This window comes from Actinoplanes sp. CA-142083, assembly GCF_050942195.1.
Taxonomy (GTDB): Bacteria; Actinomycetota; Actinomycetes; order Mycobacteriales; family Micromonosporaceae; genus Actinoplanes.
Genome location: NZ_CP192076.1, coordinates 3,864,717 through 3,878,785, shown reverse-complemented (window position 1 = coordinate 3,878,785; position 14,069 = coordinate 3,864,717). Strand labels below are relative to the sequence as shown.

The following is a 14,069-nucleotide window of genomic DNA, read 5'->3' as shown; positions in this document are numbered from 1 at the left end:
AGTAACCTTCTGCGGTTCAGTCAGGCATTGACCAGGTTGGCGATCTCGTTCGCGTCCTCGAAGTCCATGGTCTGCAGGTTCTTGCAGTAGGCGAACGCGATCCCGGTCGACGGGTCGCCGTAGCCGAAGGTGCCGCCCATGCCACCCCAGGCCAGCGCGGAGTCGTCGCCGGGGCGGCCCAGCGCGAAGCCGAGGCCGAAGCGGGCCGGGTTGCCGAACACCTGATCGGTCCCGGAGAAAGTGTCGGTCTGGATCGCTTCGATTGTTTCGGGACTCAGCAGGCGTACGCCGTCGACCTCGCCGATCAGCGAGGCGTACAGCCGGGCGATGGCCCGCGCGTTCATCTTGCCGCCGGCCGGGATGTCGGCGCCGAGCACGTCGGGGCAGTTGCCCAGGGCCGCGGTGGGCCACAGCTCCGGCGAGGAGGCGCGGGCCATCGGCGAGTCCGGCGGCAGCTCGAAGGACATGCCGGGCGGCGGGGGCGGGTCGACCAGCGGCGCGAGGCGGTGCTGCTCGGCGGCGGGCATGCCGAACCACAGGTCGTCGGCGACGCCGAGCGGGGTGCCGATCTCCTCGCGCAGCAGCTCGCCGAGGGGCTTGCCGGAGGCGCGGCGGCAGACCTCGCCGAGGATGTATCCGAAGGTGTATGCGTGGTAGCCGACCTGCGTGCCCGGCTCCCACCAGAGCTCACTGTCGGCGATCCGCCCACAGATCAGGTCCCAATCACAAATCTCGGAAATAGTTGTCGTGGCTCCAATGCCGGGAACGCCCGCTGTGTGCTGGAGAACGTGCCGCAGCGTGACGCCCGATTTGTCCCGCGCGCCGAACTCAGGCCATACCTCTGCGATCGGCCTCGCGTAATCAAGGACGCCTTGCTGAACCAGGCGATGCACCAAAGTCGCCGTCATCGCCTTCCCCATCGACCAGGTGTAGAAGAGCGTCGACGACGTGGCCGGTCCCGCCACCGCGTCCACGATCAGCTCACCGTCGCGGTAGACGGCCACCTGCACCGCCACCTCCCGCCCCGACTTCACCTGCTCGTCGATGGCGTCCTGAACAACTTTCTGCAACATCCCGAATCTCCTAAACAGTGACGAGTTCGCGCGCGGCCTCGGACCGAGTCCGCGCCGGACGAAGGAAGACCGCAAGCCCCGCGGCCACCATGACGGCGGCCACGACGAACGGAAGCCGATATCCACCAGAGGTGAGCGTGGCGAGAACGGCGAGCCCCAGCGCCGACCCGACCTCGGCCGTGGTGCTGAAGACCCCCGACGCCAGGCCCGCGTCGTCCGGCGTGGCCGACGACATGGCCAGCGCCGCGAGCGACGGGAACGCCAGGCCTCCCCCGATGCCGAGCAACAACATCGAAGGCAGGACATCCATCACGTACGAGCCATCGGCCGGCACCCGGGCGAAGTACAGGAGCCCCACGACCACAAGCGCGAGACCCGTGAGCACGAGTTTGCGCGCGCCGAACCGTACGATCAACTTGTCGGTGTATCGTAGTGACAGCCCGCCCATCACGACCGTGACCGGCAGGAACGCGAACCCGATCGCCATCGCGTCATAGCCCAGCACATGCTGGCAGTAGAGGACGCCGACGAAGAACATCCCGAACATCCCGGCCGCGCTCAGCAGCTGCGCCAGGTTGGCCTGCGCCAGCGCCGCCGACTTGAAGATCCGCAGCGGCATCAGCGGCTGCGCGGCCGTGGCCTCCCGCACCACGAACCCGGCCCCCAGCACGAGTGCCAGCAGCGCCAGCCACAGCGATCCGCCCGGCGAGACGACCGTGTAGACGGTCACCATCAGAGCGCCGGTGATCAGCATGGCCCCGAGAACGTCCGCACCTCGCCGCAGCCCCGGCCCCCGATCGGCCGCGATCAACCTCCGGGCTGCGGCGATGGTGCAGACCCCCACCGGCACGTTCACAAAGAAGATCCAGTGCCAGTTCACGGCCGACGTCAGCACGCCGCCGAGCAGCAGGCCGACCGCGCCGCCGGCCGACGCCACGAAGCTGTAGACCCCGATCGCCTTCGCCTGCTCGCGGGCTCCGGGGAACATCGTCACGATCATGCCGAGGATGACGGCCGAGGTCGCCGCGCCGCCGACACCCTGCAGGAAGCGGGCGGCGATCAGCATCTCCTGGCTGCTCGCCAGCCCGCAGAGCGCGGAGGCGATCACGAACAGCAGCAGGCCGCCGAGGAAGACGCCCCGCCGCGAAACCAGGTCGCCGATCCGCCCGAACAGCAGCAGCAGGCTGCCGAACGGGATCAGATAGGCGTTGATCACCCAGGCCAGCCCGGACTGCGAGAACCCGAGGTCACCCTGGATGGCCGGCAGGGCCACGTTCACGATCGTGACATCCAGGATGATCATCAACATCCCGGCGCACAGCACCATCAGTGCGATCCACCTGCGATCCGTCGTCTTCGGCACGGCCGCCGACCTCCTTCATTAATTACGATCGCCAGGACAGACCGACCCCGGCGGGAAAACTCATCGCCGGCCGAGCGATGAATTTCGCGGCGGACCCCGGTCGGTACTTCACGAGGAGGTGCAGTGGTGGACACCGAGTTCGTTCAGCAGGCGGATCCCTACCGGCGGGAGCTGCTGGCCCACTGCTACCGGATGCTCGGCTCGGTCTACGACGCGGAGGACCTGGTGCAGGAGACGTACGTGCGGGCGTGGCGCTCGTACGACCGCTTCGAGGGCCGTTCCTCGATGCGTACCTGGCTGCACCGGATCGCGACGAACGCGTGCCTGAACGCCCTCGAGTCGCGCAGCCGCCGCCCCCTGCCCATCGGCCTGGGCGCGCCCAGCTCCGACCCGTCGGAGGCGCTGATCGAGCAGAAAGAGGTCCCCTGGCTGGAGCCGCTGCCCGACGCGATGATGGATCCGGCCGGCGTCGTCACCCAGCGGGAGAGCATCCGCCTGGCGGTGATCGCCGCGATGCAGTACCTGCCGGCGAAGCAGCGCGCCGTCCTGATCCTGCGCGACGTCCTGCAGTGGCCGGCCGCCGAGGTCGCCGAGATGCTCGACCTGACCACCGCGTCGGTCAACAGCGCCCTGCAGCGCGCCCGCGCCCAGCTCCAGCAGGTCACCGTCACCGCCGACGAGGTGGCCGAGCCCAGCGAGGCCGAGCAGCGCGAGTTGCTCGACCGTTTCGTGGCCGCTTTCGAGGCCAAGGACATCCCCGCGATGGTCGACATCTTCACCAAGGACGCCGTCTGGGAGATGCCGCCGTTCACCGGCTGGTACGAGGGCCCCGAGACCATCGCGAGGCTGATCGACACCCGCTGCCCCGCCGAGGGCCCCGGCGACATGAAACTGGTCCCCACCATGGCGAACGGCCAGTTCGCGTTCGGCCTCTACATGCGCGACGGCGACACGTACCGCCCTTTCAACCTGCCCGTGCTCACCCTGACCGCGCAGGGCGTCAGCCACGTCTCCGCCTTCTTCGACGTGCGCCTGTTCAAGACCTTCGGCCTCCCCGAGTCGATCCCGGTCCCATGAACACAGCGCTGCGAGCCGGGGTGGCCGTCCTCGAACGGTCGGTCGCCTATTTCCTGGGATGCGTCACCCTGGTCTCGGAGCCGATGCTGATCCGCCACACCCCGTGCCCCCGCTGGGACCTCCGCGACCTGCTGGAGCACGTGATCGACTCGATGGCCGCCCTCGAGGAGGCCGCCACGACGGCCGAGGTCACCCTGACGCCGCCGGCAGATGCCGGCGACGTGCTTGCGGTGGTCCGGCAACGCGCGACCCTCCTGCTGGGTGCCTGGTCCCAGGCCTGCGGCGCTTTCACCGTACGGGTGGAGCAGGCGCACCTGAGCGCCCCTCTGGTTGCCGGCGCCGGCGCGATAGAGCTGGCCGTGCACGGCTGGGACGTGGCCCACGCCTGCGGCACGAACCGCCCGATCCCGCCCGCCCTGGCCGACGAGCTCCTCGACCTGGCCGTGATCCTGATCCGGGCCCCCGACCGCCCCGGCCGCTTCGCCCGCCCGCTCCCGTTCCCGGCCGACGCCTCCCCGAGCGACCGCCTGCTCTCCTTCCTGGGCCGCACCCCCGGTTAGCGAAAGATTCGTTCGCAGGTGCTCTCTTGTTACTCCGGCCGACCGGAGTCCAGAGTGGCGCCGTGTCCAGTGATGAGGGGCCGACACTTCGCCGGAGGCGGCTGGGGGCGGAGCTCAAGCGGTGTCGCGAGGCCGCCGGGCTCACGCAGGAGGAGGTGTCGCGCAAGTTCGAGTGGCACTGCGCCAAGGTGACCCGCATCGAGACCGCGCGGGTCGCCGTCACCCCGCGCGACGTGAAGGACCTCCTGGAGCTGTACGGCGTGGCCGACCGCGACTATCGCGAGCTTCTGCTGCAGCTGTCCCGCCCGGCCCGGGAACGCGCGTGGTGGTCGGAGTACCGCGACATCCTGCCGGCCGGAAGCTTCGTCAGTCTGGAGTCCGAGGCATCGGTCCTGCGCAACTGGGAGCCGGTGGTCGTGCCCGGGCTGCTGCAGACCGAGGCGTACATGCGGGAGCTCTATACGGCCGCGCCACCCGGGAGCCTGCGCGCCTGCGTCGACCGGATGGTCTCCCTTCGCCTGGCCCGCCAGCGCCGATTGACCGAGGACCCGCCGCTCACGCTGCGCACCATCCTGGACGAGTCGGTGATCCACCGACGGATCGGCGGCGCCACCGTCATGACCGAGCAACTCCAACGCCTGGTAGCGGCCTCACACCTGCCGAACGTGAACTTGCGCATCCTTCCCCACGACGCCGGCGCGCACCCCCTGCTCGGCACGGCGGTGGCGATTCTCGAGTTCCGCGAGGCGTCCGACCTGGACATCGTCTACGTAGAGCAGTACCGAGGCACCCACCACTACGTGAAGCGCCCGGCCGAGGTCGCCCGCTGCCGCGACCACTTCGAGCGGTTGACCATCATGTGCCTCGACCAAGACCACACGATCGACCTCATCGAGCGGACCCTCGACCGGCAGGAGTGAACGACACGGACGTCGCGCCTCCCGCTCCGTACGATGTCGCGGCCGTCACGCCGCCGGGCCAGGAGCCGATTGCGCGCGAAGCACGACGGCCGCCGCACCCATGGCGGTCGACATGCTGCGCAGCGATGCGAGCCCCAGGTCGACCGCGTCGCTGGCCACCGGCATCGCCGTCGTCCGGATGCCTTCCCGGATCGGGCTCAGGAAGATCTCGCCGGCGTCGCTCAACTCGCCGCCGATGAGGATGCGATCCGGGTTGTTCACATTGACGACGGAGCCGAGCGCGATGCCGATGTAACGACCCGCCTCGATCACCAGGTTCTGTGCCAGGAAGTCGCTGGCCTTCGCCGCATCGACCAGCACCTTCAGGCTCTCGGGACGGTATCCGGCCTTTCGGGCCTGCGCCAGGATCACCGATCCCCCCGCGTAGAGCTCGAGGCAGCCGCGGCTGCCGCAGCGGCACGGGTCACCCCGATGGTCGAGGGTCATGTGGCCGAACTCCCCGGCAGTGCCGGCGGCGCCGCGGTACATCTCGCCGTTGATGACGAAGCCCGCGCCGATGCCCGTCGCCGCCTTCACGTAGATGAGGGTCTGGCCGGCTCGCCCGTCGCCGAAGACGTACTCGCCGAGCCCGCCCAGCGAGGCGTCGTTTCCGACCGCGACGTTCTTGTTCTGCAGGAAGCCGCCGAAAACCTGGCCGGGCATGAGCTCGGCCCACTCCGGCAGCCATGTTTTCGACCCGATGCGGCCGTCGAGCGTCAACGGCGCGGGAATCGCGAGCCCGGCGCCGATGAGATCCTCCGGAGCGCCGCCCACCGAGCCGAGCAGTTCGGTCGCGTCGCCGGCCGCCTCTCGCAGAATCTCGATCGGCCGATGATCGGCGTCCTCGTCCAGCAGCTTGGATCGATCATCGAGCTTACGATGGCCCGCGTCCACGATCACGACCCGGATGTGGCGCCGCCCGATGTCGACGCCCAGAACCAGCCCGGCGCGGCGAGCGAGACGGACGAGCGCCGCCGGCCGGCCGGTCGCGCCCTCGGGGGCCACGTCCTCCTCCGCCCAACCCTCGTCGATGAGCTCCCGGACGACACTCGACACCGTCGGCCGGGACAGATGGGTGGCGGCGACGAGCTCGGCCCGGGTGCTTTTCCCGCGGCGGCGCAGGACATCGGCCACCCGCAGCGCCGTCCGGCCGAGCGTGGCCATGGTGGCGGGCGGCCACGGGACCGACATCGGAACGGTCATGGGACCCATCGTCACCTCGACCTCCTCGACCGTCAAGGACGAACGAAACTCACCCAGGTTCGTTCGCATTCGATGTACGGATATGCCAAAAGAGCTGTCGATCTCCAGCAACTTTTGGAAGCTATTGACATATTGGAGTCGGCCGCTGACTCTGGGATGACAACTTCTCGGGCGCGGCCTCGATCATCGGCAGGACCACTCGATCGAGGGTCGCGTTCCCAACATCACCCAGGTGGGTCGACAGGGACCCGCACCATGCCTCCTGCCTTGAGCCCACCGAGCCAAGCGTGTCTCGGAGGGAACACATATGCGCAGGCCCATCGACTGGCAATGGATTTTGACTGTATTCGGCGTGCTGATTGCGGCAGCCGTCGTGTTCTTCGTTCCGGCTCTTCCCTACAAGTTGAACAACCTCGTGAGCGTCCTGCTGTTCTTCGCGTTCCTCGCCGCGCTCACCTGGCTGGTGTACGGCATCAGGCGCTGGCGGCGCGCCCCGGCGCAACGCGGACCTTGGACGCCGGCCGTCACGACCGTGGTCCTGTTCGCCGGCCTCGTGGTTGTCGTGGCTCCGCAGCAGGAGACCGGCTATGTCAACGTCAACTGCAAGTTCGGCGCCTGGGGCTTCGGCTACGGCACGGTCTGGGCCCGGATCGAGCCCGACGACAAAGAGGCGATCACCACCGTCACTATCAAATGGGGCCATTGGTACGGGCGCCCCGACCCCCGCCGGCTCACGGAAACCACCTACTTCACCTTCCTGAAGCGCGACTTCGCCAGCGGATCGGCCGACATCTCCGTCGATCCACCGGCAAAGATCACGTGCGGCGACGGGCGCCCGTCCGACGATCACCCGAGCATCCACATCACCGGGCCGCAGTGGAGCACCTCCCCGCCCGCCGCGCCGCAGCGCTCGCCCGGCCCTTCACCATCGACGCCGTCGCCGTCGCATTCCGCGCTGGTGAACGACGGCGATGACGCGATGGGTTGCGTCGGCGACGCGCGACGCGTCCATCAGCAGGCGGTCTACACGCCCGAGGGCAAACAACTGGGCGTCCTGGAGTTGCTTCAGTCGATCACCTGCGACGCGATGTGGGGCCGCCTCGCGATCGACCAGCAGGCACAGCCGGTGAAGGGTTGGGACGTCGCCCTCACCGTGATGCGCTCGGGAGACCAGCGGCGGGAAAGCTACCGCGCGCAGCTTCACACCACCGCCTTCTTCACCGGGCTTCTCCGTGACGACGGTTCCTGTTTCCGCGTGATGGCCACCGTCATGCCGGGCGTCGTTCACGCGCAGACACCCTGCGAGCGATGAGACAGCAATGCGAGGACTCTGTGACCGGCGGGAGTGACGCGGATGTGACAGCGGTCGGAAGGTGACCGCAATTGTTGGCACGATGGGTGGCATGACAGCAACCTGGAAGATCGAGCTCATTCCCGTGCCGGTTACCGACGTGGACCGGGCGAAGGCGTTCTATGAGCGGATCGGCTTCAACGCCGACCACGACTACAAGGTGCATGACGGGCTGCGGTTCGTGCAGCTGACGCCGCCCGGGTCGGCGTGCTCCATCGTGCTCGGCGAGGGCATCACGGAAAAGACGCCGGGCACGCAGGAGATCCAGATCGTGGTGGCCGACGCGCACGCCGCTCGCAAGCAGCTGCTGGAGGTCGACGTCGAGGCCAGCGACGTGGACGCGCAGCCGTGGGGCAACTTCGTCCACTTCCGCGACCCGGACGGCAACAAGTGGTCGCTGCAGGCGCTGGAGTCGCGGCCGAACGGCTGAGCGCCGATGGGTTGCCGTTCGCCTCGGACGGCAACCCACCATGATCCGCAGGCGGCGCTGATCTAGGATGACCCCCGCAACGATCAGGCTCGATACGGGGAGAACGGGATGTCGTACGGGGGTACGCCTGCGGTCCAGGAGATGGGACGGCCGCAGATCGTGGAGATCGGGGCCGCTCTGGTCGCGATCGTGGGAGTGATCGGCGTCGGACGGGTTGCCTACGGCGTCGTGGTGAACCTGCAGCAGGACGGCTGGACCACCGACACCCGGGCGCTGTTCCTCGCGCTCAACTCGGTCATGCTGATCTTCTCCGCGTTCATCCTGGCGGTCGGCTACCAGGTGCGCAAAGGGCGGACGTGGGCCTGGGTCGTGAGCCTGGCGATGATGCCGTTCTCGATCCTGTTCGGCCTGTTCGTGCTGCTCATCACCGTGGCGGCGGACGGCGTTCCGTGGACCGGGGCGGGCATCGCGCTGGCCTCGGCGGCGGCCCTGTTGACGCTTTCGGTGCCGCGCGACGCCCGTGCATATTTCAACCGCCGTGCGGCGCCGCCGGTGTGGGCGGGGATGTCGGTCCAGCCGGGGCAGCCTTGGCCGCCGGCGCCGGGCCAGCCGTGGGGACCGCCGCAGCAGTGGGGACCGGGCCAGCCGTCGGCGCCGGGCCAGCCGCCGGCGCCGGGCCAGCCGCCGGCGCCGGGCCAGCCGCCGGCGCCGGGCCAGCCGTCGGCGCCGGGCCAGCCGTCGGCGTCGGGTCAACCCTCAGGATCGGCCAACCCGCCGGCGTAGTCGGCGCAAGCTTCCGACTCGGCGCGGCGTTGCCGCGAGCGAGCCGCAGGACGCGGCCGCGCGGATCAGGAGCGATCTGAACGGGCGCTGCGCGCGGGACAAAGCGGTCGCGCCCATCGGCACGTGCCGGACGCGAGTAGGCCGGGCGCAGGACGGGCGGGCGGCCGGCGTGGATTGCGTGGGACGCGGTCACCAGTGGCGGCGGACCCATCGGCGGACCAGGGGTGGCACCACCCACGAGTAGACGCAGAAAGCGAGCCACGTCAGCGCGATCGGCAGGGCCACTGCCGGCTGGCCCAGCAGGCGGAGGGCGGAGATCAGGGCGACCACCGCGAGCCAGACCTTGAGGGCGCCGAAGCGGAGGATCGGGCGTAGCGGCAGCATCAGCGGGTGGGCCGCTACGCGCATCTCCAGGGCGGACTCGGCGTAGGAGTCGTCGGTGGGGTCCTCGGCCACGGCGCGGCGGAAGCCGTCGTAGGCGTGGCGGACCTGGCCTCGGGAGGCGCTCACGCCGCCGTGCAGGGCGTTGGCCACCGGGTTCGCGGGGTGGTTGGCGACGAACTCCTGGCTGATGCGCTGGGCCTCGCGGTCGTGGCCGGCGGCGTAGGCGACCTTGACCCTCGTCGCGTAGACGATGGGGGCCTGCGGGTCCTGGGCGGCTGCCAGGTCGACCAGCTTGGCCGCCTTCTCCAGCTGGCCCTCGCCGGCGCACAGGTCGGCGTAGGCGCAGAGCAGGTCGACGTCGTGCGGGGCCAGGGCCAGGCCGTCCAGCAGGATGCGCTCGGCCTGGGCGGAGTGGCCGGCGTCCTGTTCGGCTCGGGCCAGCCAGTAGAGCAGGTCGGGGTCGGGGCCGTTGGTGGCCAGGGCTGCCCGGGCGGCCTCGCCGGCCTCGGCCCACCGGCCGAGCTGGGCCAGGGCGGCGCAGCGCAGGCGGGCGGCGAACGGATCCATCACGTCGGAGGCCGGCAGAGTGGCCAGCGCAGTCAGGGCCTCCTGGGGACGGCCGACCTCGAGCATCGCCTGGGCGCGAGCCAGGACGGGCGACGGCGCGGTCATCGAGCCGGCCCCACGACGAGAGCGGGCAAAGGCGCGGCCATCGGAACCCGGCCGGCGATAAGAGCAGGCGCGGCCATCGGAGCCCGGCCGGCGATAAGAGCGGGCGCGGTCATCGGACCAGGCCGAAGATGAGGATGGCCTCGAGGAGGCCCCAACCGATGGCGGCCAGGAAGCCGGGGCCGACCAGGCTTGCCGGCTCGCCGCCGCGGAAGACGTAAGCGCGGAAGGGGCGGCGCTCGAGGGTGGCCACCACCAGAGCCACGAGCACACCCGCGACCGAACCGAGCAGGCGCAGGGCGGAGCTGCCGTCGATGGCGGCGCTCAGGGCCAGCCGGGCGCCGAAGCCGAGCACGCCGGCGGCGACGATGGCCAGCAAGGTGGCGCGAGGCAGGGCCAGGCGGCGGGCGTTGAGGAAACCCAGGGTGGCGGCGGCCAGCGGGCCGCCGAAGAAGGCCGGATAGAAGATGGAGTCGGGGCGCCACGGCGGTTTGGCGGAGGGTTCGCGCTCGCGGATCGTCGGGCTGAACAGCTCGTCCTGCATCGGTCCCCCGTACCCCCTCGATCATGACCGGCGGGGCATAGCCTAAACGCTATGCCCCGCCGGTGGGTTACCGAGCGTACGGGGCGACCGTCACTCGGTCGATGACCGGTGCGTACTTCGAGCGGAGCAGCACGTCCGGCCAGGTGTCCGAGGCATACGTGGTGCCGTCGAAGTTGGGCAGTTCCGCCGAGGAGAAGCGGATCGCGTTCTGTCCCTTCCGCAGCTGTACGGGGATGGTCAGCTCCCAGAAGTTGTTGTCGTGGAAGCTGTGCGGGAAGTTGACCCGCTTGGCGGCGGCGCCGTTGACCGCGATGTCGGCGTGCCGGACGAGCGGGTCGGGGTTGTAATGGGTGGCTACCGCCTGTTCGGGGTTCGAGTAGCGGACGCGCAGGGCGTAGGTGCCCGCCCGGTCGGCCTTCACGTCGAAGGTGAGCGTGCTGTCGCCGGTGATCCCGGTAACTGCCGCTCCCCCACTGGCCAGGGATTTCGCAATGACGGCGGCGGTGCCGGTGCGGGTCGCGTCCTCGGCTTCGTAAGCCTTCGCCGGCAGAGCGCCGGGACCCTCCGCCGTCAGGGTGCCGGGACGCACCGAGAGCTTGTCGACGAGCGCGCCGAGGCCGGTGGCGGTGACCGTGACCTTGTTGATGCCGCCCGAGAGCGAGACTGCTACGGGCCTGGCCGCGGGGACGTCGACGCCGTTGACCGTCATCTTGGCGGAGCCGGCCGCCACGTCGAGGTCGAGGACGGCTCCGGCGTCGGTCTTGGAGTAGACCCAGAAGGTGGCGGTGCCGCCGCGGGCCAGCGCCGCGCCGCCGGAACCGGACGACCGGCGCGGCAGGCCGTAGACGGGCGAGCCTTTGTGAAGATCCGACAGCTCAGCCTCGTACGTCTGCGTGCTTGCCTTGGGGTTTGGCAGGGAGAGGGCGATGCGGTCGATGATCGCGTCGCCCCGCGTGGTTGTGACGCCGTCGAGGCTCCGGGCGGCCAGGGAGATCGTGTGGACGCCCGCGGTCAGCTCGACCGTGGTGTCGGTGTGGTCCCAGACGACCCACTTGTAGCCGAGCGGAAGGAAAATTTCCTGCTCGGCGGCGCCGTCGACGCGGAGGAAGACGTTGGTCGGGCCGTTCTCCTGGATCAGTGGATAGGTGTTGAGAGAGTTCGCGAAAACGCTGAGGTCGTAGCGGCCGGCGGTGGGGACGTCGACGGTGAAGCTGAGCACGCCGTCGCTGCCGGTGCGCAGGCCGCCGACGTCGTAACCGCCGGAGGTGTAGAACTTCGAGACGTCGGCGGTGGAGCCTTCGGGGCCGTTCTTGCTGTATCCGCCGCCCGTGTAAGCAGCGTCCTCGGCTTCGTAAGATCCCTGCCACAGCGTGGGCACCGGCGTTGTGCCGGCAGTGTCGCCCGACGGCGTCAAGATCAGCTCATAAGCGGATGATTCCACCAAGCCGGCCATCTCCACCGTGACAACCCCGTCGACGACCTTCACGTCGCGCGACGACAGCAAGCGGGGCGGAGCGGAATCACCGATCTGCCCGGTCCACGGAATCTCGCGAATCCAAGCGTGCACAGTCTTGCCGAAAAGTTTCGCGGGAACATTCGTGAAACGCAGATACCCGGCCCCGGCCGAGCCGCCGAAAATGGCGCGAGCCTGACGCTTCGCCCGATCGAGGGTGGCGACCGCCTGCATCGTGTAGTTCTGGCCGGGATACGGCGGACTCACCGCGACAGTTTGGCCGGTCATCCCGCCGTACGCGTTGAACAGCCACCATTGCCCGTTGCCGCGATTGGCCTGCACCGCCGAGTCGGAAATGTTTCCGTCGATGTTCCAGTACGCGATGTCGGCGTCCACCTTCGACTCCTCGATCGCCGAGATCCACTGGATCATCTGCCCGGGCACCGAGGTGTGGTAGTTGAACGCGTACTCGTTGATGTTGATCGGCAGTTTGACGCCGGGCAGCAGCGAGCTTTCCCAGGCGCGGTACTGCGCCACGCTCTGCCGCACCTTCTCCGGGTGGCTCAGCTCGTGCCAGGTGATCACGTCGGGCAGCGTGCCGGCGTCGCGAGCGTGCACGAGGAAGCCCTGGACCTGGCTGTAGAGGATGCTGGTATTGGGGCCGGCGATGCGCGCGGCCGGCATCTTTCCTTTGATCAGCCGATAGGCCTGGTCCCACGCCGCGAAATAGTCGGCGGGGTTGTTGAGCCAGCTCACGCCGTTGTAGGACCACTCACCCGTGCCGAACATGTTGCCTTCCGGCTCGTTGAACGGCACGAACACGAGGCGCTTCTGATAGGCGGCGGGCATGGTCAGCGCCTGATCGACCTGAGTGGCGATCTTCTGCATGTACGTGGAAAGTTTCGCGGCCGGTGTCGCGCCCGGCCATTGGTAGGGAAAGCCGCGGTGGATGTCGGTCATGTAGACGTAGACATCGCCGCCGGTGCTGTCGGCCAGCGGCTTGACCACTTCGAGCGCGTCGGCGCCCGGGTGCTGCGGCCCGTCCTGCGCCTTGGTCGAGACGGTGCGCAGATGCATGCCCTCGATCAGGTTGTTGGTGGGCACGCCCTCGCCGTAGAGGCCATAGAGCGAGCCAGACGCGCCGCCGTGGAACGCGCCGGTGGTCTTGCCGAGGTCGATCGTCATCTCGCCCTCGCGGATGACCGTGACCGTCGCGCTCACCGCGAACTCGCCGGCTTTCCCGGCGACGGCGAAAGTTCCGCGCTCGGCGTAGGAAGCCGGGTCCACCGCGTCCCAGACGATCGGCAGGTCACGGTCGTAGCCGTCTTCGAAGTGAGCTCGGACGGCCGCCGGAAGTGCCGGTTTTGTCCCCACGGTCGCGCGCAGGGCAAATGCGGCCTGCGTCAATCCGGTCACCGCCGGCGGCGAGATGCCCAGATCGGCAGGGGTGAGGGCGGCGCCGTAAACGCGGAAGTCGTCGATCGCGCCGTCGAAGAGCGGGTCGGCGTAGAACGAGCGCCCGATGAAGCCGGCGCTGGTCGCGGCGGCATCCAGGAGCTGGCCCGCGGTCACCGTCGTGGTCACGCCGGCGACGGCGGCGCCGTCGAGGTACGTCGTCAGCCGGTCCGCCGTCGTGTCGAGGGTGACGGTGAGCGTCTTCCACGCGTTCGCCGGCAGCGCGGCCGACCCCGTGACCTGCGCTTCCGCTCCCGCGAAGTTCGCGGTGATCGCCGTGCGCAGCAGGCCGTCGCCGTTGTAGGGCGTGGTGAACAGGTAGCGGCTGGTGTCCTTGCCCAGCGCGAAGATCCACTGCCAGGGCGCGGTCGTCCCGTCCCAGCGCACGCGCGCCGAGACGGTCAGGTCCGTGCGGCCGTCGAGGATCGCCTTCGGCAACGTCACGTACGCCCCGGCGGAGGTGGGCGCACCGCCGGGGAGTTGGAGGGCGCCGTCGACCAGGGCGGCGGTCGCGCCGTTGACCAGGACGCCGTCGAGGCCGTTGCCGGACACGTCGCGGATGACGCCGCCGGCCAGGTCGTCGTTGTCGAAGCTGTAGGCCACGATCGGAGTGGGCGTGGCCGCGGCGGCCGGCGTGGCCACCAGCGGTACCGCGATCAGGGGCGCGATCAGGAAACTGAGAAAACCTTTTCTCACCGAGTCACCTCGTGCCGGGGGTAGGTTTCGCCCACGTTACGAACGTTCGGCGAGCACCGTCAATATCCT

12 protein-coding genes are annotated in these 14,069 nt (G+C 69.4%); 6 read left to right on the top strand and 6 right to left on the bottom strand.

The features are described 5' to 3' along the window. Window positions 1-20: 20 nt before the first annotated feature. Window positions 21-1,073: a serine hydrolase domain-containing protein gene (locus tag ACQPZX_RS17715; protein WP_433381785.1), complete on the bottom strand. Its 1,053-nt coding sequence runs from the start codon at window positions 1,071-1,073 to the stop codon at window positions 21-23. Between the two features lie 10 nt (window positions 1,074-1,083). After that, window positions 1,084-2,436 carry an MFS transporter gene (locus ACQPZX_RS17710; RefSeq protein ID WP_433381782.1) on the bottom strand — a complete coding sequence of 451 codons (1,353 nt, stop codon included), beginning with the start codon at window positions 2,434-2,436 and terminating at the stop codon, window positions 1,084-1,086. Between the two features lie 126 nt (window positions 2,437-2,562). Between ACQPZX_RS17710 and ACQPZX_RS17705 the strand changes: the two genes are divergently transcribed. From ACQPZX_RS17705 to ACQPZX_RS17695, 3 genes are all read left to right on the top strand, one after another. Next, the gene (locus tag ACQPZX_RS17705) at window positions 2,563-3,513 is read left to right on the top strand and encodes a sigma-70 family RNA polymerase sigma factor (RefSeq protein WP_433381779.1); all 951 of its coding nucleotides are present in this window, start codon (window positions 2,563-2,565) and stop codon (window positions 3,511-3,513) included. Then, window positions 3,510-4,073, top strand: a complete 564-nt coding sequence (locus ACQPZX_RS17700; protein WP_433381776.1) for a TIGR03086 family metal-binding protein — start codon at window positions 3,510-3,512, stop codon at window positions 4,071-4,073. The genes ACQPZX_RS17705 and ACQPZX_RS17700 overlap by 4 nt, the downstream gene beginning before the upstream one ends. A 62-nt stretch (window positions 4,074-4,135) precedes the next feature. After that, entirely contained in the window at window positions 4,136-4,993 is an 858-nt protein-coding gene (locus ACQPZX_RS17695; protein ID WP_433381773.1) for a helix-turn-helix domain-containing protein, read from the top strand. A gap of 45 nt (window positions 4,994-5,038) precedes the next feature. On the opposite strand, the gene ACQPZX_RS17690 is transcribed toward ACQPZX_RS17695, so the two are convergent. Then, window positions 5,039-6,235, bottom strand: coding sequence for an ROK family transcriptional regulator (locus tag ACQPZX_RS17690; protein ID WP_433381770.1), 1,197 nt, complete (start codon window positions 6,233-6,235; stop codon window positions 5,039-5,041). Window positions 6,236-6,542: 307 nt separating this feature from the next. On the opposite strand from ACQPZX_RS17690, the gene ACQPZX_RS17685 reads away from it, so the two are divergent. The 3 genes from ACQPZX_RS17685 (at window position 6,543) to ACQPZX_RS17675 (ending at window position 8,799) form a co-directional block, all read left to right on the top strand. Further along, the gene (locus ACQPZX_RS17685; protein ID WP_433381767.1) at window positions 6,543-7,547 is read left to right on the top strand and encodes a hypothetical protein; all 1,005 of its coding nucleotides are present in this window, start codon (window positions 6,543-6,545) and stop codon (window positions 7,545-7,547) included. A gap of 91 nt (window positions 7,548-7,638) precedes the next feature. Then, window positions 7,639-8,016: a VOC family protein gene (locus tag ACQPZX_RS17680; protein WP_433381764.1), complete on the top strand. Its 378-nt coding sequence runs from the start codon at window positions 7,639-7,641 to the stop codon at window positions 8,014-8,016. 108 nt (window positions 8,017-8,124) lie between these two features. Further along, a complete protein-coding gene (locus ACQPZX_RS17675) occupies window positions 8,125-8,799 on the top strand; it encodes a hypothetical protein (RefSeq protein ID WP_433381761.1) in 675 nt (224 codons plus the stop codon). Window positions 8,800-8,988: 189 nt separating this feature from the next. Here the strand turns inward: ACQPZX_RS17675 and ACQPZX_RS17670 are convergent, their stop codons facing one another. The 3 genes from ACQPZX_RS17670 to ACQPZX_RS17660 form a co-directional block, all read right to left on the bottom strand. Continuing rightward, the gene (locus ACQPZX_RS17670) at window positions 8,989-9,855 is read right to left on the bottom strand and encodes a tetratricopeptide repeat protein (RefSeq protein ID WP_433381758.1); all 867 of its coding nucleotides are present in this window, start codon (window positions 9,853-9,855) and stop codon (window positions 8,989-8,991) included. 109 nt (window positions 9,856-9,964) lie between these two features. Continuing rightward, the gene (locus tag ACQPZX_RS17665; RefSeq protein WP_433381756.1) at window positions 9,965-10,396 is read right to left on the bottom strand and encodes a hypothetical protein; all 432 of its coding nucleotides are present in this window, start codon (window positions 10,394-10,396) and stop codon (window positions 9,965-9,967) included. 67 nt (window positions 10,397-10,463) lie between these two features. Next, on the bottom strand, window positions 10,464-14,000 hold the full coding sequence (locus tag ACQPZX_RS17660) for a LamG-like jellyroll fold domain-containing protein (protein WP_433381753.1): 3,537 nt from the start codon (window positions 13,998-14,000) through the stop codon (window positions 10,464-10,466). Window positions 14,001-14,069: the final 69 nt, after the last annotated feature.

What these genes read in the sequence shown, in the direction of transcription:
- ACQPZX_RS17685 (WP_433381767.1), top strand. Translation starts at nt 6,543, where the DNA reads ATGCGCAGGCCCATCGACTGGCAATGGATTTTGACTGTATTCGGCGTG.
- ACQPZX_RS17670 (WP_433381758.1), bottom strand. Translation starts at nt 9,855, where the DNA reads ATGACCGCGCCGTCGCCCGTCCTGGCTCGCGCCCAGGCGATGCTCGAG.
- ACQPZX_RS17715 (WP_433381785.1), bottom strand. Translation starts at nt 1,073, where the DNA reads ATGTTGCAGAAAGTTGTTCAGGACGCCATCGACGAGCAGGTGAAGTCG.
- ACQPZX_RS17690 (WP_433381770.1), bottom strand. Translation starts at nt 6,235, where the DNA reads ATGACCGTTCCGATGTCGGTCCCGTGGCCGCCCGCCACCATGGCCACG.
- ACQPZX_RS17700 (WP_433381776.1), top strand. Translation starts at nt 3,510, where the DNA reads ATGAACACAGCGCTGCGAGCCGGGGTGGCCGTCCTCGAACGGTCGGTC.
- ACQPZX_RS17680 (WP_433381764.1), top strand. Translation starts at nt 7,639, where the DNA reads ATGACAGCAACCTGGAAGATCGAGCTCATTCCCGTGCCGGTTACCGAC.
- ACQPZX_RS17675 (WP_433381761.1), top strand. Translation starts at nt 8,125, where the DNA reads ATGTCGTACGGGGGTACGCCTGCGGTCCAGGAGATGGGACGGCCGCAG.
- ACQPZX_RS17665 (WP_433381756.1), bottom strand. Translation starts at nt 10,396, where the DNA reads ATGCAGGACGAGCTGTTCAGCCCGACGATCCGCGAGCGCGAACCCTCC.